This window comes from Allobosea sp. 47.2.35 (genome assembly GCF_024655635.1).
GTDB lineage: Bacteria > Pseudomonadota > Alphaproteobacteria > Rhizobiales > Beijerinckiaceae > Allobosea.
Genome location: NZ_JANLGI010000011.1, coordinates 53836 through 73783, shown reverse-complemented (window position 1 = coordinate 73783; position 19948 = coordinate 53836). Strand labels below are relative to the sequence as shown.

Genomic DNA, 19948 nt, shown 5'->3' with positions numbered 1-19948 from the left:
GGGGCATCCATGCTCAGGCTCAAGAACTTCACCCGGAATCAGAAGGGCGGCGCTGCCATCCTCTTCGCGGTCTCCGCGACGGTGATGATCGGTTTCGGTGCGATGGCCGTCGATGTCGGCAATTTCTTCTACGAGAAGCGCAAGCTGCAGACCGCCAACGATCTCGCCGCCCTCGCCGCCGCCAGCGATCTGCCGCGCGCGCAGGCCGCCGCCCAGTCCAGCACGACGCAGAACGGCTTCCCCGGGAGCACGATCCAGGTGTTGCAGACCGGCGTGTACACGCCCGATCCCAAGCAGGCGCCGAACGCACGCTTCGTCCCGAGCTCCGTCGCAACAGCCAATGCCGTCAGGATCGACATGCGGACCACCGCGCCGCTGCTGCTCGGCCGGGTCCTGGCGTCATCATCCACGACCACGCCCATGCCGGGCTCTCCGCCACGCCCCGGGGCAAGCACCGCTGTCGCAAGCATCAGCAGCGGCGATGTGCCGATCGGTTCCAGCGCCATCGCCTTCCAGGACGCGCAGGCCTCGTTCGCGGTCGGCTCGCGTCTGCTCAGGCTCGATGGCGGCCTGCTCAACAGCCTGCTCGGCGGCTTGCTCGGCGGTGGCGTGTCGCTGTCGGTCATGGACTATGACGCGCTGGTCAAGGCGCGGGTCGACCTGTTCGACTTCTCGAAGCGCCTCGCGACCCGCCTCAACCTGACGGCGGCGACTTATGACGACGTGCTGAAGGCCGATGCCCGCCTCGGCGACGTGTTGGCAGCCATCGTCGATGCCTCCCGCGACCATGATACGCGCAACCATGCCGCAACCCTCGCACTGAGCCGGCTCGCCGCCGCGTCGGCGAGCGGCCTGCCGGTCAAGCTGTCCTCCCTCGTCTCCTTCGGGCCCGCCGGCGACAAGCCGCTCTCCGGGCCGAAGCCGCTGGCGGCCTCGCTCACGGCCCTCGATATCGTCTCGGCGGTCGCGCAGATTGCCAATGGCAACCGCCAGATCGATGTCGGGCTCAATCTCAACCTGCCGGGCATCGCTGCCGCATCGCTCAAGCTCGGCATCGGCGAGCGGCCGGTCGGCACCAGCCTGGTGCGGGTCGGCCGCGCCGGATCCAGCGTCCATACCGCCCAGACGCGGTTGCTGCTGACAGTCGACCTCGTCGGCTCGGGAGCCGCTTCGGTGGTCCGGGTACCGCTCTATCTCGAACTCGCCTCGGCGACGGCCCGTCTGACCGGCATCCAGTGCGCTCCTGGCAACGTCTCGACCTCGCGGGTCACGCTCGGCGTGACGCCCGCCCTGGTCGATGCCTGGATCGGGCAGGTCTCGATGGCCGAGTTCAACAATTTCAGCAGGGCGCCGAACCCACCCGCCGCGACGCTCGTCAACGCCGCCGGGCTCGCCAAGGTCACCGGCCGCGCCCATGTGACGATGACCAATCTCTCGGAGGCCGCGGTCAGCTTCAGCTATCCCGAGATCCAGCGCGGCGACAAGAAGACCACCTCGACCCAGAATTTCGTCGCGACACTGCTCGGACGCCTCGTCGGCGACCTGGAGCTGCGGGTCGAGGCCCTTGGCCTTGGCCTCGGCCTGCCTGGCCTGGACGGGCTCGTCAGCGGCGTGATCGCCAACGCGGCGACGCCGCTCGACCAGATCCTGAACGGCGTGCTCGGCACCCTCGGCATCGGGCTCGGCCAGGCCGATAGCTGGGTCACCGGCGTGCGCTGCGGCGGGGCGGTGCTGGTGCGATGAATATCGTCAGCTCTGGAGACGCTGCTTGATCCGCTTGATCAGGCCATCCCGGACATCGCGATAGGCATCGAGCTTCTGCTCGCGCGAGCCCTGGAACACGGTGGGATCGACGGTCGGCCAGTACTCCACCTCCGCGGCGTGAGTCCGCGTCAGATCCAGCGCCTTGTGGTGGGCCTCAGGCGAGAGCGTGATGATCAGGTCGAAGTTGAGCCCTTCCCACTCCTCCAGTTCCTCGATCGATTTCGGCTTGTGCTTGCTTAGATCGATGCCGATCTCGTCAAGGATCGCGTGCACGAAGCCGTCCGGCTCGCCTTTGCGGGCGCCCGCCGACTGGACATAGATCGACTTGCCGAAGAAATGCTTGGCCAGGGCCTCGGCCATGGGCGAGCGCACGGCGTTCATCGCGCACATGAACAGCACGCTCTGCACCTTGCGCGGGGCCTCCAAGCGCGTCAGCCCTTCCAGTGCAGGGCGTAGATGAGCGTGAAGAGGCGGCGGGCCGTGTCGAAATCGACCTCGACCTTGTTCGCCAGCCGATCGGCCAGGATGCCGGCGGCCTCGTCATGCAGTCCGCGGCGGCCCATGTCGATCGCCTCGATCTGCGTCGGCGTCGAGGTCCGGATCGCAGCGTAATAGCTGTCGCAGACCAGCTCGTAGTCCTTGATGATGCGCCGGAACGGGCTGAGCGACAGGTGATGCGTCACCACCGGCGCGCCATCGGCCTGCTTGATCTCGAAGACGAGGCGCCGCTCGACCATGGCGAGATGCGCGAGATACGGCCCACCGTCATGCTCGGGGATGACGAAGCTGTTGCGCTCGATCAAGTCGTAGATCGCGACCGCGCGCTCATGCTCCTGATCAGGCGTGCCGCGGCCAAGGGAGTTCTCGTCGAGGGTCAGGCCAACCAGACGCTGTGTGGTGGCAGTCGAGACGTCGGACATCGCTCCTCCAGCCATGGCGCCGCCTTGTCGGACAGCACTCAGAGATTGAGCCTGATCGTCACGGATCGGCCGTGCGCCTGCAAGCCCTCCGCTTCCGCCAATTGCGTTGCGGCCGAAGCAAGGGCGCGCAGGCCCTCGGGGCCGCATTTCAGGAGCGAGGTCCGCTTCATGAAATCCCCGACGCCGAGGCCCGACGAGAAGCGGGCCGAGCGGGCTGTCGGCAGGACATGGTTGGGACCGCCGACATAATCGCCGATCGCTTCCGGCGTATGGCCGCCGAGGAAGATCGCGCCGGCGTTGCGGATCAAACCTGCGAGCCGGTCCGGATCGGCCGTCATGATCTCGAGATGCTCGGGCGCGAGCCGGTCGACCAGCGGCACGGCCGCTTCGAGATCGGCGACGAGCAGGATCGCGCCGAATTCCTGCCAGCTCCTGCCGGCAATCTCTGCCCGCGGCAGCGTCGCAAGCTGCGCCGCGACAGCCTTCTCGACCTCGGCCGCCAATGCGGCATCGTCGGTCATCAGGATCGACTGCGCGGAGACGTCGTGCTCGGCCTGCGCCAGCAGGTCGGCGGCGATCCAGTCGGGATTGGCGCTCCGGTCGGCGATCACCAACACCTCGGAGGGGCCGGCGATCATGTCGATGCCGACCTGGCCGAAGACCCGGCGCTTGGCAGCGGCGACATAGGCATTGCCGGGACCGACGATCTTGGCGACCGGCGCGATCGCGGCGGTGCCATAGGCGAGCGCCGCGACGGCCTGTGCGCCGCCAATGCGATAGACCTCGTCGACGCCGGCAAGCCGGGCGGCGGCGAGCACGAGCGGATTTGTCTCGCCGCGCGGCGTCGGTGCGACCATGACGATGCGCGGCACGCCCGCGACCTTGGCCGGAATGGCGTTCATCAGCACCGAGGAGGGATAGCTCGCCGTGCCGCCGGGGACGTAGAGTCCGACCGCCTCGATCGCGCTCCAGCGCCAGCCGGCGCCGACACCCGCGGCATCCTCGACCCAGGAATCGGCAGGCTTCTGGCGGCGATGATAGGTCTCGATGCGCTCGCGCGCCGTCTCCAGCGCCGCCAGCAATTCCGGCGAGCAGGCAGCGACCGCCGCGTCGATCTCGGCTTCCGAAACGCGCAGGGTCTCAGGCGTCAGGTCGAGCGCGTCGAAGCGGGAGGTATAATCGATCAGCGCCGCGTCGCCCGTCTCGCGGACATCGGCGACTATGTCGGCGGCGACGCGATCGACCTCCTCGGAGACCTCGCGCTTGGCGGAGAGCAAAGCGGCGAAGCCCTCGGCGAAGCGGGCATCCCTGTCGTCGAGCCTGATCGGCATCGCTGGTCCTTGGATATCGTCGAGAAAGGGCTGGAGGCTCAGGCGCCGTTGGGATGACCGGGCGTCGCCACGGCTTCCCAGACCGGGCCGAGATCCTTCATCTGGGCCTCGATGCATTCGACCGAGAGGCGGATCGCCGCTCCTTCCGAGAAATGCAGGGTCACCTCGCCGGCGGGGTCCTCGCTCAGATCGAAGGTGATGGCGAGCAGGTTGAGGACCTTGTCGGGATCGTTCTTGTCGAGCTTGGCGCTGCGCACGGACTGGACGCGGTCGAAATGCAGCGCCGTCAGGCGGCGACGGCGCTGGCCACGCTGGGCGCCTTCCCAATCGAAGCGGCGCAGCGCGAGTGCGAAACGCTGCTCGCGCGGCAGATAGATGAGGTCGGCCGCCTTCAGCACCGCATCCTGAAGATGGGCTGAGACAATCGCGAGATCATCAGCATCGAGTGCGATGAGCTTCAGAGGGTCGGCGGCATCGTCTGACATGAATTTGTTCTGACGAGCCGCCCCAAGAAAATCAACAGTCGAGAATCAACCGCTGATGCGTTCCACCAGCGCGCCGCAGCGGCTGAGCTTGGCTTCCAGTGCCTCGAAACCGCGATCGAGGTGGTAGACGCGGTTGATCGTGGTATCGCCTTCGGCGGCGAGCCCGCCGATGACCAGCGAGACCGAGGCGCGAAGGTCGGTGGCCATCACCGGCGCGCCGGTCAGCTTCTCGACGCCTTCGACATGAGCGACATCACCGTCGAGCCGGATCTTCGCGCCGAGCCGGGCGAGCTCCTGCACATGCATGAAGCGGTTCTCGAAGATGGTCTCGCGGATGCGCGAGGTGCCCTTCGCCCGGGTCATCAGCGCCATGAACTGCGCCTGGAGATCGGTCGGGAAGCCCGGGAAGGGATCGGTGTCGACATCGACCGCCGTCAGCCCATGCCCGTTGCGGCGCACGCGGATACCCTCATTGGTCGGATCGATCTCGACGCCGGCCTTGGTGAGCACGTCGAGCGCCGATTGCAGCAATTCGGGCCGCGCGCCTTCCAGGATCACGTCGCCGCCGGTCATCGCGACGGCCATTGCATAGGTACCGGCCTCGATACGGTCCGGCAGCACGGCGTGATGCGCACCGCCAAGGCGCGCGACACCCGTGACCACGATCCGCGGTGTGCCCGCGCCCTCGATCTTGGCGCCCATCTTGACGAGGCAGGCGGCAAGGTCGGTGACCTCAGGCTCGCAAGCAGCGTTCTCGATCACGGTCGTGCCCTGGGCGAGCACGGCCGCCATCAGCGCGGTATGGGTGCCGCCGACCGTCACCTTCGGGAAGACGATCTCCGCCCCCTTGAGGCCCTTGGGTGCGCGCGCCAAAGCGTAGCCGTTCTCGATCACGATCTCGGCGCCGAGTTTTTCCAGAGCCATCAGAAGCAGATCGACCGGGCGCGTGCCGATGGCGCAGCCGCCCGGCAGCGAAACCTTGGCCTCGCCCATGCGGGCCAGGATCGGCGCGATCACCCAGAAGCTCGCGCGCATGGTCGAGACCAGCTCGTAGGGCGCGCAGGTATCGACGATCTGGCGCGCGGTCAGCGCGATGGTCTGGCCGGTCTCGGCCGACTGGCCGATGCGCTTGCCGGCAACGGTGCGATCGACGCCCTGGTTCGACAGGATGCGCGAGAGCGCGGTCACGTCCGAGAGCCGCGGCACATTGGTCAGCGTCAGCGTCTCGTCGGTCAGCAGGCTCGCGATCATCAGCGGCAAGGCGGCGTTCTTCGCGCCGGAAATCGGAATCGCGCCATTGAGGCGCTGGCCGCCGGTGATGCGGATCTTGTCCATCGTCGGGTCCTGCTCGGCCGGCCGGGCACAAGGCCCGCGGCGCATGGGAGAATAAGGAAATTCAGGTCCGGGAAGTATCGGCCTGAGAGGGCGGCTCCGGCTCACGCGCTTGCGCCTCGTCCGAACGGCGAGCGCGAGCCTGGGCCTTGCGGCGCTTCAGGTTCTCGCGGAGCGCGGCGGCAAGGCGCGCCTGCTTCTCGTCTTCGGCTGTCTGGCGGGTCACGGCATCAGCTCGGTTTTGGGTGTTTGAACGCGGGAACGCGGCGAATTCGCGGCGGTATCGTTAGACCCTGAGACGCCCCCGGACAAGCGCCGGCGCCAGCTGACGCCACCTGCCCCATAGCGGGCCAGCATCGTGCCGGACGCGGCCAATTTCGACCTCCGCTTTTCGTACCGGTCACAATCATTCCCCAGCGGCCGGCCAGGCGATCCATTTGCTTCGCGTTCCCGGCCCTTCACGAAATTTTCGTTCCAGCGACGGCGGCGCGGCCCTTGCTCTGTCTCGGTTCGTGGCGGCACCAAAGGCTCCACCTGACGCTTGGTAAAGTAAAAATCCTTAATGCTATTAACCATTTCCGGCAGATTTCGTTTACACTTCGTTAAGAACGTTTACGCTGCCGGCATCAAGGAGTTTGTGGGGTAGCGTCATGTTGCAGTCCTTGAAGTTGGGAACAGGAAACCTCGCGCCGACCCTGCTGGAGAGCTGCGAAGTCATTGATGCGATCCGCTACAAGGCGGGGTTCCTACCGGAGGTGGAGATCGCCTATGAGCCGGAGATCAAGACGCTCTGGGTCACGATCCGGCCGGAGCTGAAGCCCGTCTTCACGCTGCAGCTGCTCGACAGCCTGGTGAAGATTCAGAGCGCGATCGTCGCGCTGTGGGGGGCTCCGGACCAGTATCACCGCGCTCCCGTGCGCTTCCTCGCCTTCCGCGGCGCAGGGCCGTTCTTCACGCTTGGCGGCGATCTCGATTTCTACCTGGATTGCCTCGCCAAGAACGACCGCGCCTCGCTGGCGGAATATGCCCGGCTCTCGGCGGAAGGCGCGATCTGGAATTCCGGCGGCCTCAACGGCCTCGTGGTCACGCTCTCGACGATCCACGCCAAGGCGATCGGCGGCGGCATCGACGCGCCGCGCTCATGCAACGTGATGATCGCGGAGGAACAGGCCTCGTTCGTCTACCCCGAGATCAAGTTCAACCATTTCCCGATCACGGCGGTGGCAATCCTGTCACGGCGCATGGGGCAGCGCGCGGCCGAGCAGATGCTGCTTTCCGGCGAGGAGATGAGCGCGCAGGAATTCATGGCAGCCGGCGGCCTCGAGGCTGTTGTCCCGACCGGCACGGGCGAAGACTGGATCCGCAAGTACTGCGCCGACTCGCTGCCCATCCATGCCGCGAAGACCGCGCTGTTCTCGGCCTTCAACCGCCGCTCCGGCGACCTGCGCGAAGAGCTCGGCCATCTCGGCCAGATCTGGACGGACTGCATGCTGCGCCTCAGCCCGAGCGCGATCTCGAAGCTGCAGCGCATCGCCCAGACGCAGGACCGGATGCTGGCCCGCGTCTACCAGCGCCACCTCGCGCCGGTCTGAGCACAGCGAAAAATCCGACCGAAAGGGTCCTTGCAAGTCTCCGGGGGAGATCAGCCCCCGGAAAACCACACGAAGCATTTACCTCTGCTCTCGTACAAACCTCGCATGATGCGCGACGTGCGGAATCCGCACATCGCACCGCGCGGGGCGGCAAAGGCAGGAGTAGATGGCAGGCGCGCTCAAGCGACTGATGACAGCTGGTGGGCGCGAGCAGGGCGAGAACATCGACCTGACCGGCTATACACTGCTGGTCAGTTCGCTGTTCTCGTCGCCGGCCTCGATCATTCCCGGTGGCATCGCCGGCATCCTGACGCCGTTCCTGTGCTGGATCTCCACCGGCATGGATATCTTCATGAGCCTCACCATCCTGGTGACGCTCATCGTCATCCTGCGCATCGTCACGGTGATCGCCTATCGGCGGCGCAACCACGCCAATGACAGCTATGCGCAGACCCGCCGCTGGGACCGCGACTATTTCCTCGGCGCCACGGCGTTCAGCGCTGCCCTCGGCTACAGCTGCTATGTCGCGCTGGTCCAGACCGACGACCCCGCTGCCCACATCACTTCGGTCGCCTCGACCATCGCGCTGGCCTCGGGCTATGTCGCGCGCAATGCCGGCCGGCCGAAATTCGTCGCGGTGCAGCTCCTGACCTTCTGCATCCCGATGGCGATCGGGCTGATCGGCGCGCATAACCCGTATTATCGCTATATCGGCTATTTCGCCTTCCTCTACGTGGCCGCCAATATCGCGATCACCAATTCGCTGCACCGAAACCTGCTCGCGCTCAGCGATGCCAACAAGCAGTCCAAGGCGCTGGCTTCAGCCCTGCATTCGCAGAACCTGACGCTCGACGCCGCGCTCAACACCATGATCGACGGGCTGGCGATGTTCGACCGCAGCCTCAAGCTCGCGGTCAGCAACGCGCCTCACAGCACGCTCTACGGTCTGCCGGAGACGCTCGCCCTGCCCGGCACGCCCCTGACGGCGATCGCACGCTTCCTGGTCGAGCGGCAGGTGATCAGCCAGGAGCAGTTGCGCGACATCCGCACGGCATTGACCGAGGTGCAGACGACCCAGCAGGCCACCAGCCGCGAAGTGGTGACGCGGGGTGGGCTCGTGCTGGTCGTCACGCTCGCGCCCGCGGCCGAAGGCGGCATCCTGATGCTCACGGAGGATGCCACCGAGCGCAAGGCGACGGAGGCGCGCATCGAGCAGATGGCGCGCTTCGACGAATTGACCGGGCTCGCGAACCGCTTCGAATACACCACGCAAATCAACGAGACCTTCGCCAAGCTCGAGCGCACGGGCGATGGCTTCGCGCTGCTCTATCTCGATCTCGACGGCTTCAAGCAGGTCAATGACAGCCTGGGCCACGATATCGGCGACCATGTGCTGATGGAGACCGCGAGCCGCCTGCGCGGCGCGATCCGCAGCAACGACATGCTCGCCCGTTTCGGCGGCGACGAATTCCTGCTGATCCTGCCCTCCGCCGACCATCTCGTCGTCACCGCCATCGCCCAGCGCATGATCGACGTGATGTCGAAGGCCTTCGATGTCGACGGCAAGACCGTCTACGTGACCGCGAGCATCGGCATCGCGATGGCGCCGCTCGACGGCGCCAATCCGGCCGACCTGCTGCGCCATGCCGACACCGCGCTCTACAAGGCAAAGTCCGCCGGCCGGAACATGCTGATGTTCTTCAACCCGGCCATGGCCGAGGAGATGATGGAGCGGCACGAAATCGAGGTCGATCTGCGCAAAGCCTGCGTCGACGGCTCGCTCGAACTCTACTACCAGCCGATCATCGACCTGAAGACCCAGAAGGTCGTCTCGCGCGAGGCGCTGATGCGCTGGCGCCACCCCACCCGTGGCATGGTGCCGCCGAGCGTGTTCATCCCGATCGCCGAACAATCCGGCCTGATCGCCGGCATGGGCGACTGGGCGATCCGCCAGGCCTGCCGCGACGCGGCAAGCTGGGAGCCGGGCATCGGCGTCTCCGTCAACGTCTCGCCGCTGCAGTTCCGCGAGCCGCGCCGGATCGTCGAGACGGTCAAGGAGGCCCTGCTTGCCTCGCAGCTCGAATCGCGGCGGCTGATGCTCGAAGTCACGGAATCGCTGCTGATCGAGGACGACAAGCTGGCCCTTTCGGTGCTCGACGAATTGCGGGCGCTGGGCGTGACCTTCGCGCTCGACGATTTCGGAACCGGCTATTCCTCGCTCGCCTATCTCTCGACCTATCCATTCGCGCAGGTGAAGATCGACCAGAGCTTCGCCCGCGAGGTCCATACCAACGAGGCCTCCAAGGCCGTCATCGAGGCCGTCTGCCAGCTGGCGCGCCGGCTCCAGATGAATGTCGTGGTCGAGGGCATCGAGACCGAGCAGCAGCGCATCGCCGTCCAGCTGCTGGGTGCCCATCGCGCCCAGGGCTTCCTGTTCGGCCGCCCGGAAGCGCTGGCCAGCATCAAGGGCCGCAACGGCAGCGGCAATCGCAGCGTCGCCTGAACCGACCAACCTTCCCTTTTAATTCCGCAACAGTCGCGCAACGGCCTTGATTCCGCCGGCCCGGCAACGCATCAGCGATCAGGGACGACAGCGAAACGGGATATCCGGTGAGCGACGGCACGGCCAAGGCGGCGAAACCAGCCGCGTTGACACCCGATATCTGCGTCATCGGCGCGGGCCAGAACGGCGTCGCGCTGGCGATCGCCGCGGCGGCCTTCGGCGTTCCCGTGGTGCTGATCGAGCGCGACGCCACCGGTGGCGACCAGGGGCCGCTCGCTATCCGAGCATTGATCGAGGTCGGAGGCCGTGCGCAGGCGCTGTGCGATGCCGGACGGCTTGGTTTCGCGGCAATCGAACCGCAGCCGAATCCGGCCCAGATCCACGATCATATCCAGCGGGCACTGGCAGCCGACCAGGCCAATCACGCGGCCGAACGACTGGCCACGCTCGGCATCAGCGTCATCCGGGGCGAGGCTCGTTTCACCAGCCGCAGCACGGTCACCGTCGAGGGACAGCCGATCAAGGCGCGCCGCTTCGTCATCGCCACCGGCGCACGCGCCGTCCCGCCTGCGATACCGGGGCTCGACACGGTTTCTGTCCTGCGGGAGGCCGATCTTGCCGGACTGACCCGGCTGCCGGAACGGCCGATCGTGCTGGGCAACGCGGGCGCTGCGCTGGCCCAGGCCCTGCGCCGGCTGGGCTGCGCCGCAACGCTGGTCGCGCCCGAGGGCCTGCTGGCGGGCCATGACGACGAAGCCGCGACGATCCTACGCCGCCGTCTGCTGCGCGAGGGGCTGACGCTGCATGAAAACGGAGAGCCGCTGCGGGCGGAGCGCACGCGCTCCGGCCTTCGCCTGATCCTGGCCTCGCCTTCCGGCGAAACCACGATAGAGGGCTCGCATCTCATCCTCTGCGGGCCGCGCCGGCCTGCGATCGACGCACTTGATCTCGACCTCGGCGGTATCCGCCACGATGCTTCCGGTATCATTGTCGATCGCAGCCTGCGGACGAGCAATCGCCGTGTCCATGCGCTGGGAGCCTGTGCCGGCGGAGCGGCAGCCACCCTCGCCGACCGCGCCGGCGACGACCATGTCGGGCTCGTGCTGCGCAGCATCCTGTTCCGCCAGCCGGTGAAGATCCACCCGGCCAGCGAGCCGCGTGTCGTCTGGAGCCGGCCGCAGGTCGCCTCGATCGGGCAGTCGGAGACTGAGGCTCGGAAAGCAGCTGGAACGATCCGGGTGCTGCGCTGGCCGTTCTCCGAGAATGCCGCAGCCCAGGCTGCGGGCGAGACCGAGGGATTCGTCAAGGCGATCGTCGATCGCAAGGGCCGCATCCTCGGCGTCACCATCGTCGGAGAGGCTGCTGGCGAACTGATCGCGCCCTGGTGCATCGCGATGCGCGCCGGGCTCGGCGTTGGCGACCTCGCCAGCATGCCGCTGCCAGCCGGTGCCCGTTCGGATGCGTCACGCCGCGCCGCCCTCTCCTTCCATGCGGCTTTGACGACAAAGCCCGGTTTGCGCCGCCTCATCGGCTTTCTGCGTCGTTTCGGCTAAGATCACCGGCGATGCATGCACCCAAGTCAGCCTTGTCGGTCAGCCAGCCGCGCGGCCTCACGCGCCTCGGCCTCTCGGCTAAGCTGCTGCTCGTCACCGTGCTCTTCGTCATGCTGGCAGAAGTGCTGATCTATCTGCCATCCATCGCGAATTTCCGGCGCAACTGGCTGCATGACCGGATTGCCGCCGCGCAGGTCGCGGCTTTGGTGCTGGAGGGCGCGCCTGAGGACGGCCTGCCCGAGGGCAGCGAGAACCGCCTGCTGATGGGCGTCGGCGCCCGCGCGATCGCGGCGCGCGTCGGCGGTGCGCGGCGCCTCCTCAGCCTCGATTCGATGCCGCCGCCCGAAGTGTCGCGTTCGGTCGACCTGCGCAATCTCAGCTGGCTGAGCGCGATCGAGGAGGCGCTCGCCGTGCTCGCCTCGCCAGCGACCATGCCGATCCGCGTGGTCGGCGAAGCCGTCGGCGGCGCCGATTTCGTCGAGATTGTCATCGACGAGGCGCCGCTGCGCCGGGCGATGCTGAAATTCTCCTGGAGCCTGCTGCTGATCTCATTGCTGATCACCGGCCTCACCGCGCTCGCCGTCTATATTGCGCTCAATGCTCTGATCATCGGGCCGATCCGGCATCTGGCGGCGAACGTGATGGAGTTCGAGGCGGACCCTGAGAACCCCCGGCGGATCATCGAGCCCTCCTTGCGCGCCGATGAGATCGGCGAGGCGGAACGCGCGCTCGCCCGCATGGAAGCGACGCTCGCCGACGAATTGCGCACCAAGAAGCATCTCGCCGAGCTCGGGCTCGCCGTCTCCAAGATCAATCACGACCTGCGCAACATGCTGGCGGCGGCGCAGCTCATGTCCGACCAGTTGATCGAGACCCGCGACGCCAAGATTCGCCGCTTCGCGCCGCGCCTGATCGCGACGCTGGGGCGCGCCATCGATTTCTGCCAGGCGACCCTCGCCTATGGCCGCGCCGCCGAGGCGACGCCCGCGATCCGCGACGTGCCATTGCGGCAGCTCGTCGCCGAACAGGCGGAAATGCTCGGCCTTGGCGAGGGCAAGCAGCCGCGCTTCGAGAACCGCGTGCCGCCCGAACTCTCAGCTCCCTGCGACCCCGACCAGATGGCACGCGTGCTGACCAATCTGATGCGCAACGCGATCCAGGCGCTGACGCGCGCGGGAGCCGAGGCCGGCGACCTGCCCGTGCTGACTGTCACCGCGGGGCCAGAGAACGGCTCGGTGGCCCTGCGCGTCATCGACAACGGCCCCGGCGTGCCGGAGCGGGCGCGGGCCAACCTGTTCCAGGCCTTCCGCGGCTCGGTCACGCCCGGCGGCACCGGGCTTGGCCTCGCGGTCGCGGCCGAGCTGGTCCGGCTCCATGGCGGCTCGATCGCGCTGGAACCCTCGACCACGGGCGCGGTCTTCGCTGTGATGCTGCCGGCGCGGCGCGCCAACGGACACTGACCGGCTGGCAGCGCCTACTGGCTCGCCCAGATCACCCGCGCCATGAAGGCGATCTCGGCATTGTTCAGCACACGATCGGCATGCTCCGGGTTGAGCGAGGCAAGCTCAACCGTCTTGGCCGTCTGGCGCTTGAGCTGCTTGGCCAGCACCTCACCCTCCACCGTCTTGACCACGACCCGGTCGCCACGCCTCACCGTCGCGGTCGGCGAAACGATGATGGTGTCGCCGTCGCGATAAAGCGGCAGCATCGAATCACCGGAGATTTCCAGCGCATAGGCCTTCTCGTCGGCGACGCCGGGAAACGCGACCTCCTCCCAGCCGGTGCCGACCGGAAAGCCGCCATCGTCGAAGAAGCCGCCCGAGCCTGCCTGGGCGAAGCCGATCAAGGGAATCGTGCGCGCCGGTGCCGGCTCGCGCCGCAGCACCACGCTCATGAACTCGTCGAAGGAGGCGCCGGTCGCGACCAGGATCTTGGAGATCGATTCGGTCGAGGGCCAGCGCTCGCGCCCGTCGGGAGCGACGCGCTTGGAGCGGTTGAAGGTGGTGGCGTCGAGCCCGGCCTTGCGCGCCAGCCCCGAGGCGGTGAAGCCGTAGCGCTGGGCCAGCGTGTCGATCGCCCCCCAGATCTGGTCATGTGACAGCATCGCTGAGGACCTCGCTTCGCTCTTGCCGTTCGGCGGGGATTGAAGATAGGAAATATCCCCTATCGTATAAGATTTCAATCCGAATCTCGCCACAATCAGACAACGGCTTGCGGAATCCTCCTGCCAGCGTTTAAGCGAGTGGCCGACATGCGTGCGCGAGATTTCCGGTGCCCCTGATCTACAAGATATGCCCTGCCGCGCTCTGGGCGGAAGCCGAGGCGAGGGGCCGTTTCGACGGCGCTCCGATCGATCTCGCCGACGGCTATATTCATTTCTCCACAGCCGCCCAGGTCGCCGAGACCGCGGCGAAGCATTTCGCCGGGCAGGACGGGCTCCTGCTCGTCGCCATCGACGACGGGCGCCTCGGCCCGGCCCTGCGCTACGAGCCCTCGCGCGGCGGCGCCTTGTTCCCGCATCTCTATGCCCCGCTCGATCCGAAGGTCGTCCGCTGGATCGCCCCCATGCCGTTGAAGGACGACGGCAGCCACATTCTACCGGAGACGCTCGCATGATCGGCGGCCTGTTCAACCTCGCCCGGCCTCTGATCCACCGCATGGATGCGGAGACCGCCCATCGGCTGACGGTCACGGCGCTGGCCACGGCGCCGGCCATGAAGCCGGGCGCGGACGACCCCGTGCTCGCGACAGAGGCGTTCGGGCAGTCCTTCTCCAATCCGGTCGGGCTCGCGGCCGGCTTCGACAAGAATGCGGAAGCCGTCGACGGCGCGCTCGGGCTCGGTTTCGGCTTCGTCGAGGTCGGTGGCGTCACGCCGCTGCCGCAGCCCGGCAATCCCCGCCCGCGCGTCTTCCGCCTGCTGGAGGACGAAGCCGTCATCAACCGCTACGGCCTCAACAGCGAGGGCATGGAGGCCGTAGCGAAGCGGCTCGGGTCCCGCCTGCGCCGCAATGGGCTCGTCGGCGTCAATCTCGGCGCCAACAAGGAATCGGCCGACCGCGCCGCCGATTACGCCACGCTGGCGCGGCGGCTCGCCCCACTCGCCGATTTCCTGACGATCAACGTCTCCTCGCCGAACACGCCGGGCCTGCGCGACCTGCAGGCGGAAAGCGCACTCGACGATCTCGTGGCGCGCACGCTCGCGGCGCGAGATGAGGTCGCGGTCGGCGGCAGGCCGACACCGATCCTGATCAAGATCGCGCCGGACCTGACCCTGCCCGAGCTCGACGGCATGATCGCCGTCGCCCGCAAGCGCAATATCGACGGGCTGATCGTCTCGAACACCACGATCGCGCGCCCGGACAGCCTGCGCAGCGCCAACAAGGGCGAGACCGGCGGGCTTTCCGGCAAGCCGCTCTTCACCGCCTCGACCCGCATCCTGGCCGAGGCCTTCCTGCGCGTCGAAGGGCAGTTCCCGTTGGTCGGCGTCGGCGGCGTCGATTCGGCCGAAACCGCCTTCGCCAAGATCCGCGCCGGCGCCACGCTGGTGCAGTTCTACTCGGCGATGGTGTTCAAGGGGCCGGGTCTCGCCAAGGAGATCAAGACCGGCCTCGCCACGCGGGCGCGCCGCGCCGGGCTGACGCGCCTCACTGCACTGATCGGGCGGGATGCAGCAGCGATCGCGCGCGGCGAAAGGCTGTAGGGCCTTACTTCCGCGCCGCGAAGAGCCGCATCAGCAGCCAGAGCGGCACGACGATCAGCGCGCCGGCGATAACCCATTGGCCGACCTCGCGGACCGCGCCGAAGCCGAGCCCGGTGATCGAGCGCAGGAAGCGCGCGGCGGCCTCATAGAGGCTCTGCGGGCTGAGGCCAAGGAAGGCCATGGCCGCGCCGACCAGCAGCGAGATGAAGATCAGGCGGACGAGGACGCTGAGGGGCGAGCCGCCGAGAAACCGTTCCATGGAAGCAATGGCCATCCTGTTGCGCCCCAAGCCAATCCGGGGCGCTTCCGCGCTGTCTTAACCTGAAACCCGCTGCGCTTGAATGGCGTCTGAACGGGCTGGGTCAGGCGGTCGCCGCGGCGCCTGCAGTCGCCCAGGCGGTGCCGGCGATCTTCGAGGCGGCTATCACGGCCTGCGTGCGGCTGTCGACGTCGAGCTTGGTCAGGATCGCCGAGACATGCGCCTTCACCGTTGCCTCGGAGACGCCGAGCTCATAGGCGATCTGCTTGTTGAGAAGTCCCTCGGACAGCATCATCAGCACGCGCACCTGCTGCGGCGTCAGGGTCGAGAGGCGGCGGACCATGTCGGCGACCTCGGCATCGACCGGCGCGGAGAGATCGACGCCGGGCGGGGTCCAGACGCCGCCGTCGAGCACGGCGCGGATCGCCTCGCCCATCTGCGCGACATCCGCCGTCTTGGGCAGGAAGCCGAGCGCCCCGAACTCGATGCAGCGGCGAATCACGGCCGGGTCGTCATTGGCGGAGACGACGATGACCGGGATCTCGGGGTGGTCGGCGCGCAGGAAGAGCAGGCCGGAAAAGCCCTGCACGCCCGGCATGGTCAGATCGAGCAGGACGAGATCGGCATCGCCGCCGCTGGCCAGCGCCTCGGTCAGGGCTTCGAGCGAGCCGACCTCGCTGACCTCGGCCCCGCCGATGGCGCTCGACACCGCCTGACGCAGCGCGCCGCGAAACAGCGGGTGGTCATCCGCGATGACGATCCGCGTCGAAGGCTGCTTGCTCATGGCCCCACTCCCTAAAGCCTGCCCGGCTCCATCCGACCCGGACATTTTGCCCCAGCCCGGGCGTGCATCACAAGCACTGCAAACGCAAGGCTGCAACCCGTCACGGCTCAACCATTGGTCGGCAACAGCGCTTCCAGCACCTCGATATGGTCGGCCTCAACAGGCGGCTTGTCCCAGCGGATGCGGTTGATCCGGGGAAAACGCATGGCGAGACCGGATTTGTGCCGTGTCGAGCGCTGCAGGCCCTCGAAGGCGACTTCGAAGACGAGACCGGATTGCGCGTCATGCGTGACCTCGCGCACCGGGCCGAAGCGGTTCAGCGTGTTCTTGCGGACATATTTGTCGATCTCGATCAGTTCCTCGTCGGTGAAGCCGAAATAGGCCTTGCCGACCGGGACCAGCTCCTGCCCGCCATCCTCGCCCACGCGCCAGACGCCGAAGGTGTAGTCGGAATAGAAGGAGGAGCGCTTGCCGTGGCCGCGCTGGGCATACATCAGCACGCAGTCGACGAGCCGGGCATCGCGCTTCCATTTCCACCAATAGCCCTTGGGCCGGCCCGGCAGATAGGGCGAATCGCGGCGCTTGATCATGCAGCCCTCGACCGCTTCCGCATCGGCGCCCGCCCCGGCTTCGGCCGGATCGGCACGCGCGGCCGTCAGCTCCTCCCAGAAGGCGAAGGGGATCACCGGTGAGAGATCGAAACGACTGCTGGCGAGGCGCGACAGGAAACCCTCCAGTCGCCGGCGCCGCTCATCCAAAGGCAGATGCCGGATATCCTCCTCGCCGTCGACGAGCAGGTCGTAGACGCGGATATGGGCGGGGAATTCGCCCAGCATCTTCGCGGTGACGGTTTTACGGTTGAGCCGCTGCTGCAACGTGTTGAAGCTCTGGACCGTGCTCTCGCGCATCACCAGCAATTCGCCGTCGAGCGCGCCGTCCAGCGTCAGTTCCTCGACGAGGTCGGGGAAGGCGGCGGCGATATCCTCGCCGGTGCGGGAATAGAGCCGGGTTACGCGCAAGCCGTCGGCCTTGCGGCCGCTGACGGCCTGGATGCGGATGCCGTCCCATTTCCATTCGGCCGAGAACTCGGCCGGGTCGAGCTTGTCGAAATCGCCGTCCTCGATCGGATGCGAGAGCATGACCGGGCGGAACGGCGCGGGGTCGCGCGCCTCGGGCCGCGCGCCCCTACCCTCCAGCCAGGCGAAAAGCTCGGTATAAGGCGGCTCCAGCCCGTGCCAGACCTGCTCGACCTCGTCAGGCGGTACGCCGCCGAGGCTGGCGGCGGCCGTCTTGGCGAGGCGGGCGGAGACGCCGATGCGCAAGGCCCCGGTGATGAGCTTGAGCAGGGCCCAGCGGCCGGTCTCGTCGAGCGCATCGAGCCAGCCGGCGACGAGGCGCGGCAGGTCGGTCTTGCCAGCTTCGCGCAGGCCCTCGACCACCTCAGGCAGATGCGGCACTGCATTGGCACCGTGCCGGGCCGGCCACATCAGCGCGACCGTCTCCGAGAGATCGCCGACATAGTCATAGGACAGCGCGAAGAGCACCGGGTCGGTGCGCTCGGCGATCAGCGCGCGGATCAGCCCGGCCTTGGCATTGCGGAAGACCAGCCCGCCCGTCATCGCCGCCAGCGCATAGCCGCGGTCGGGATCGGGCGTGGTGCGCAGGTAATCCGCGATCAGCGCGATCTTGGCGTTGCGGCGCGGCTCATAGGCGAGGCGATCGAGCAGCCAGGCGAAGCGGTTCATGCTGTCGCTCCCGCGCCACACCCGGCCGCTTCATTCATGTTGCAGCGCATCGTTCAGATACCGTTCATGAAGCAAACCTTAACGGCAGCGGAGTAGCCGGGAGAGACATGCCGATGCGCGCAGCGATGCGGTTTCTTGCCTTTGCCTTGCCTGCCATCGCTGCCACGTTCTCGGTCGGAGCCCCCGCACAGGCGGCGAGCTTCTCCTGCCGCGAGACGCCGATCGTGCGCTCGAACGCCGCGCTTGCGCCACTCTCCGCCAAGGTCTCGCAGGGCAAGGCCCTGACAATCCTCGCCATCGGCTCGTCCTCGACCGAGGGCGTCGGCGCCAGCGCCAAGGACAAGACCTATCCCGCCCGCTTGCAGGCACTCCTCGCCAAGTCCTGGCCGAAATCGCAGGTCGAGATCGTCAATGCCGGAATCGGCGGCGAGACCGCTCCGCAGACGCTCGCCCGCATGAAGGCCGCGATGGCTGCGCGTCCCTACGACCTCGTGATCTGGCAGGTCGGCACCAACGACGCCGTCAGGGGCGGCGACCTCGACGCCTTCAAGGCGATGATCGGCGAAGGCATTTCGCTCGTCCGTGACGCCGGCCCGGCACTCACCATCCTCGATCCGCAATTCTTCCCCTCGGTGCGCGATCCGCAGCGCTATGGCCAGTATGTCGAGGCCGTCGGCGAGGTCGCCCGGCGCGAGGCCGTGCCGGTCTTCGGCCGCTATGAAGCCATGCGCGAATGGCACCGCAGCGATGCCGAGGCCTTCAAGGCCGCGCTCTGGACCGACGGCTTCCACATGAGCGACGCGGGCTATGACTGCCTCGCCCGCGACATGGCCAATGCCATGCTCGGCATGGCCGCGCCGTCGCGCCCGGTCGTCGCCGCCTCGCGCTGATCGGAGCCTAGACAGAAGCCGCATCGGCCGCCCCCCCTACGGGATCGGCCTCGCCCTCGTCGCCATAGCCGACGAGGTGCAGCGGCTTGGCCTTCAAACCAGCCGTGCCGCACCAGTGAACGAGCGCATCGGCCTCGCCATGCGTCACCCAGATCTCACTGGCCTGAACCTCCTTGATCGTCGCAAGCAGGTCGTCCCAATCGGCGTGGTCCGAGATCACAAGCGGCAGTTCGACGCCCTTCTGGCGCGCCCGTGCCCTGATCCGCATCCAGCCCGAGGCGAAGGCCGTGACCGGATCGGGAAAGCGACGCGCCCACAGATCCTGCGTCGCGCTCGGCGGGCAGATGACGATCTCCCCGCCCAATGTCTTGCGGTCGCTCTCGGAAACCAGCCTGATCTCGCCGAGTGGGATGCCCTCGGCTTCGTAGAAGGCGGTGATCTTCTCGACGGCGCCGTGGATATAGATCGGCCGCCCGTAGCCGGCCTCGCGGATCAGGGCCATGACGCGCTGCGCCTTGCCCAGCGAATAGGCGCCGACGATATGGGTCCGTTCCGGGAAGAGCCTGACGGATTCAATGAGTTTGGCTACCTCCCCCGCTGCTGGCGGATGGCGGAAGACCGGCAGGCCGAAAGTCGCCTCGGTGATGAAGATATCGCAAGGCAAGGGCTCGAAGCCGGCGCAGGTCGGATCGCGCTCGCGCTTGTAGTCGCCTGAAGCGACGATGCGCAGGCCCCGGCTCTCGACGGCGATCTGGGCCGAGCCGAGGACATGGCCCGCCGGCATAAAGGTGAAATCGACCTCGCCAATGCGGGTAGTCTCGCCGGGCACCGCGACCTGCTGGGAGCCGGTGAAGCCCTCGCCATAGCGCAGCGCCATGATGGCCAGCGTCTCCCGCGTCGCCAGCACGGCGCCATGGCCGGCGCGGGCATGGTCGGAATGACCATGGGTGATGAGCGCCCGCGCCACCGGACGGACGGGGTCGATATGGATGTCGGCCGGCGGGCAATAGAGACCGGCCGGCGTCGGCAGCAGCAGTTCGGAGGGGCGCCAGCGGGCGCTTTGTCTGGCCAGCGTCACACTCCTCCGCT

The 19948-nt window shown here is 67.4% G+C and carries 19 protein-coding genes; 8 read left to right on the top strand and 11 right to left on the bottom strand.

The genetic code is table 11. The annotated features are described in order from the left end of the window. Nucleotides 1–9 precede the first annotated feature (9 nt). Entirely contained in the window at nucleotides 10–1743 is a 1734-nt protein-coding gene (locus tag NUV79_RS14970) for a pilus assembly protein TadG-related protein (RefSeq protein WP_257733890.1), read from the top strand. Nucleotides 1744–1749: 6 nt separating this feature from the next. Here the strand turns inward: NUV79_RS14970 and NUV79_RS14965 are convergent, their stop codons facing one another. The 6 genes from NUV79_RS14965 to NUV79_RS14940 all read right to left on the bottom strand — a co-directional run bounded on the left by NUV79_RS14965 (nucleotide 1750) and on the right by NUV79_RS14940 (nucleotide 6058). After that, nucleotides 1750–2154: an arsenate-mycothiol transferase ArsC gene (locus NUV79_RS14965; protein ID WP_257733984.1), complete on the bottom strand. Its 405-nt coding sequence runs from the start codon at nucleotides 2152–2154 to the stop codon at nucleotides 1750–1752. Nucleotides 2155–2195: 41 nt separating this feature from the next. Further along, the gene (locus tag NUV79_RS14960; RefSeq protein ID WP_257733889.1) at nucleotides 2196–2684 is read right to left on the bottom strand and encodes a UPF0262 family protein; all 489 of its coding nucleotides are present in this window, start codon (nucleotides 2682–2684) and stop codon (nucleotides 2196–2198) included. A 38-nt stretch (nucleotides 2685–2722) separates the two neighbouring features. Then, a complete protein-coding gene (gene hisD / locus NUV79_RS14955) occupies nucleotides 2723–4015 on the bottom strand; it encodes a histidinol dehydrogenase (protein WP_257733888.1) in 1293 nt (430 codons plus the stop codon). Between the two features lie 38 nt (nucleotides 4016–4053). Next, on the bottom strand, nucleotides 4054–4500 hold the full coding sequence (locus tag NUV79_RS14950; RefSeq protein ID WP_257733887.1) for a DUF2948 family protein: 447 nt from the start codon (nucleotides 4498–4500) through the stop codon (nucleotides 4054–4056). 45 nt (nucleotides 4501–4545) lie between these two features. Further along, nucleotides 4546–5835 carry a UDP-N-acetylglucosamine 1-carboxyvinyltransferase gene (murA, locus tag NUV79_RS14945; protein ID WP_257733886.1) on the bottom strand — a complete coding sequence of 430 codons (1290 nt, stop codon included), beginning with the start codon at nucleotides 5833–5835 and terminating at the stop codon, nucleotides 4546–4548. A 61-nt stretch (nucleotides 5836–5896) separates the two neighbouring features. After that, nucleotides 5897–6058: a hypothetical protein gene (locus NUV79_RS14940; RefSeq protein WP_197064444.1), complete on the bottom strand. Its 162-nt coding sequence runs from the start codon at nucleotides 6056–6058 to the stop codon at nucleotides 5897–5899. A 424-nt stretch (nucleotides 6059–6482) separates the two neighbouring features. Here NUV79_RS14940 and NUV79_RS14935 point away from each other — a divergent pair, with 424 nt between their 5' ends. The 4 genes from NUV79_RS14935 (at nucleotide 6483) to NUV79_RS14920 (ending at nucleotide 12940) form a co-directional block, all read left to right on the top strand. Then, nucleotides 6483–7424, top strand: coding sequence for an enoyl-CoA hydratase-related protein (locus NUV79_RS14935; protein ID WP_257733885.1), 942 nt, complete (start codon nucleotides 6483–6485; stop codon nucleotides 7422–7424). Between the two features lie 166 nt (nucleotides 7425–7590). After that, nucleotides 7591–9927 (top strand): putative bifunctional diguanylate cyclase/phosphodiesterase, encoded by a 2337-nt coding sequence (locus tag NUV79_RS14930; protein WP_257733884.1) that lies wholly within the window; start codon nucleotides 7591–7593, stop codon nucleotides 9925–9927. Nucleotides 9928–10034: 107 nt separating this feature from the next. After that, nucleotides 10035–11480, top strand: coding sequence for an FAD-dependent oxidoreductase (locus NUV79_RS14925; RefSeq protein ID WP_257733883.1), 1446 nt, complete (start codon nucleotides 10035–10037; stop codon nucleotides 11478–11480). An 11-nt stretch (nucleotides 11481–11491) separates the two neighbouring features. Continuing rightward, complete coding sequence (locus tag NUV79_RS14920; RefSeq protein ID WP_257733882.1) at nucleotides 11492–12940, top strand: sensor histidine kinase; 1449 nt, start codon at nucleotides 11492–11494, stop codon at nucleotides 12938–12940. Nucleotides 12941–12954: 14 nt separating this feature from the next. Here NUV79_RS14920 and NUV79_RS14915 read toward each other — a convergent pair whose 3' ends face one another. Further along, on the bottom strand, nucleotides 12955–13584 hold the full coding sequence (locus NUV79_RS14915) for a S24 family peptidase (protein WP_199089264.1): 630 nt from the start codon (nucleotides 13582–13584) through the stop codon (nucleotides 12955–12957). Nucleotides 13585–13751: 167 nt separating this feature from the next. Here NUV79_RS14915 and NUV79_RS14910 point away from each other — a divergent pair, with 167 nt between their 5' ends. Further along, complete coding sequence (locus NUV79_RS14910; protein ID WP_257733881.1) at nucleotides 13752–14096, top strand: DUF952 domain-containing protein; 345 nt, start codon at nucleotides 13752–13754, stop codon at nucleotides 14094–14096. Beyond that, nucleotides 14093–15181: a quinone-dependent dihydroorotate dehydrogenase gene (locus NUV79_RS14905; RefSeq protein ID WP_257733879.1), complete on the top strand. Its 1089-nt coding sequence runs from the start codon at nucleotides 14093–14095 to the stop codon at nucleotides 15179–15181. The genes NUV79_RS14910 and NUV79_RS14905 overlap by 4 nt, the downstream gene beginning before the upstream one ends. 4 nt (nucleotides 15182–15185) lie before the next feature. Here the strand turns inward: NUV79_RS14905 and NUV79_RS14900 are convergent, their stop codons facing one another. The 3 genes from NUV79_RS14900 to NUV79_RS14890 all read right to left on the bottom strand — a co-directional run bounded on the left by NUV79_RS14900 (nucleotide 15186) and on the right by NUV79_RS14890 (nucleotide 17969). Next, complete coding sequence (locus tag NUV79_RS14900; RefSeq protein WP_244638997.1) at nucleotides 15186–15440, bottom strand: DUF6460 domain-containing protein; 255 nt, start codon at nucleotides 15438–15440, stop codon at nucleotides 15186–15188. 103 nt (nucleotides 15441–15543) lie between these two features. Continuing rightward, entirely contained in the window at nucleotides 15544–16224 is a 681-nt protein-coding gene (locus tag NUV79_RS14895; protein WP_257733878.1) for a response regulator, read from the bottom strand. 107 nt (nucleotides 16225–16331) lie between these two features. Continuing rightward, on the bottom strand, nucleotides 16332–17969 hold the full coding sequence (locus NUV79_RS14890; protein ID WP_257733877.1) for a cisplatin damage response ATP-dependent DNA ligase: 1638 nt from the start codon (nucleotides 17967–17969) through the stop codon (nucleotides 16332–16334). Between the two features lie 107 nt (nucleotides 17970–18076). Here NUV79_RS14890 and NUV79_RS14885 point away from each other — a divergent pair, with 107 nt between their 5' ends. Then, nucleotides 18077–18859 (top strand): SGNH/GDSL hydrolase family protein, encoded by a 783-nt coding sequence (locus NUV79_RS14885; RefSeq protein WP_257733876.1) that lies wholly within the window; start codon nucleotides 18077–18079, stop codon nucleotides 18857–18859. Nucleotides 18860–18866: 7 nt separating this feature from the next. Here the strand turns inward: NUV79_RS14885 and NUV79_RS14880 are convergent, their stop codons facing one another. Further along, nucleotides 18867–19931 (bottom strand): ligase-associated DNA damage response exonuclease, encoded by a 1065-nt coding sequence (locus NUV79_RS14880; RefSeq protein ID WP_374679278.1) that lies wholly within the window; start codon nucleotides 19929–19931, stop codon nucleotides 18867–18869. Between the last annotated feature and the right edge of the window lie 17 nt (nucleotides 19932–19948).

Bases quoted from the DNA above. Each gene is read 5' to 3' on its own strand.
- NUV79_RS14970 (WP_257733890.1), top strand. From the start codon at position 10: ATGCTCAGGCTCAAGAACTTCACCCGGAATCAGAAGGGCGGCGCTGCC.
- NUV79_RS14915 (WP_199089264.1), bottom strand. From the start codon at position 13,584: ATGCTGTCACATGACCAGATCTGGGGGGCGATCGACACGCTGGCCCAG.
- NUV79_RS14960 (WP_257733889.1), bottom strand. From the start codon at position 2,684: ATGTCCGACGTCTCGACTGCCACCACACAGCGTCTGGTTGGCCTGACC.
- NUV79_RS14965 (WP_257733984.1), bottom strand. From the start codon at position 2,154: ATGTGCGCGATGAACGCCGTGCGCTCGCCCATGGCCGAGGCCCTGGCC.
- NUV79_RS14885 (WP_257733876.1), top strand. From the start codon at position 18,077: ATGCCGATGCGCGCAGCGATGCGGTTTCTTGCCTTTGCCTTGCCTGCC.
- NUV79_RS14930 (WP_257733884.1), top strand. From the start codon at position 7,591: ATGGCAGGCGCGCTCAAGCGACTGATGACAGCTGGTGGGCGCGAGCAG.
- NUV79_RS14890 (WP_257733877.1), bottom strand. From the start codon at position 17,969: ATGAACCGCTTCGCCTGGCTGCTCGATCGCCTCGCCTATGAGCCGCGC.
- NUV79_RS14920 (WP_257733882.1), top strand. From the start codon at position 11,492: ATGCATGCACCCAAGTCAGCCTTGTCGGTCAGCCAGCCGCGCGGCCTC.
- NUV79_RS14950 (WP_257733887.1), bottom strand. From the start codon at position 4,500: ATGTCAGACGATGCCGCCGACCCTCTGAAGCTCATCGCACTCGATGCT.
- murA (WP_257733886.1), bottom strand. From the start codon at position 5,835: ATGGACAAGATCCGCATCACCGGCGGCCAGCGCCTCAATGGCGCGATT.
- NUV79_RS14900 (WP_244638997.1), bottom strand. From the start codon at position 15,440: ATGGAACGGTTTCTCGGCGGCTCGCCCCTCAGCGTCCTCGTCCGCCTG.
- NUV79_RS14935 (WP_257733885.1), top strand. From the start codon at position 6,483: ATGTTGCAGTCCTTGAAGTTGGGAACAGGAAACCTCGCGCCGACCCTG.
- NUV79_RS14895 (WP_257733878.1), bottom strand. From the start codon at position 16,224: ATGAGCAAGCAGCCTTCGACGCGGATCGTCATCGCGGATGACCACCCG.
- NUV79_RS14905 (WP_257733879.1), top strand. From the start codon at position 14,093: ATGATCGGCGGCCTGTTCAACCTCGCCCGGCCTCTGATCCACCGCATG.
- hisD (WP_257733888.1), bottom strand. From the start codon at position 4,015: ATGCCGATCAGGCTCGACGACAGGGATGCCCGCTTCGCCGAGGGCTTC.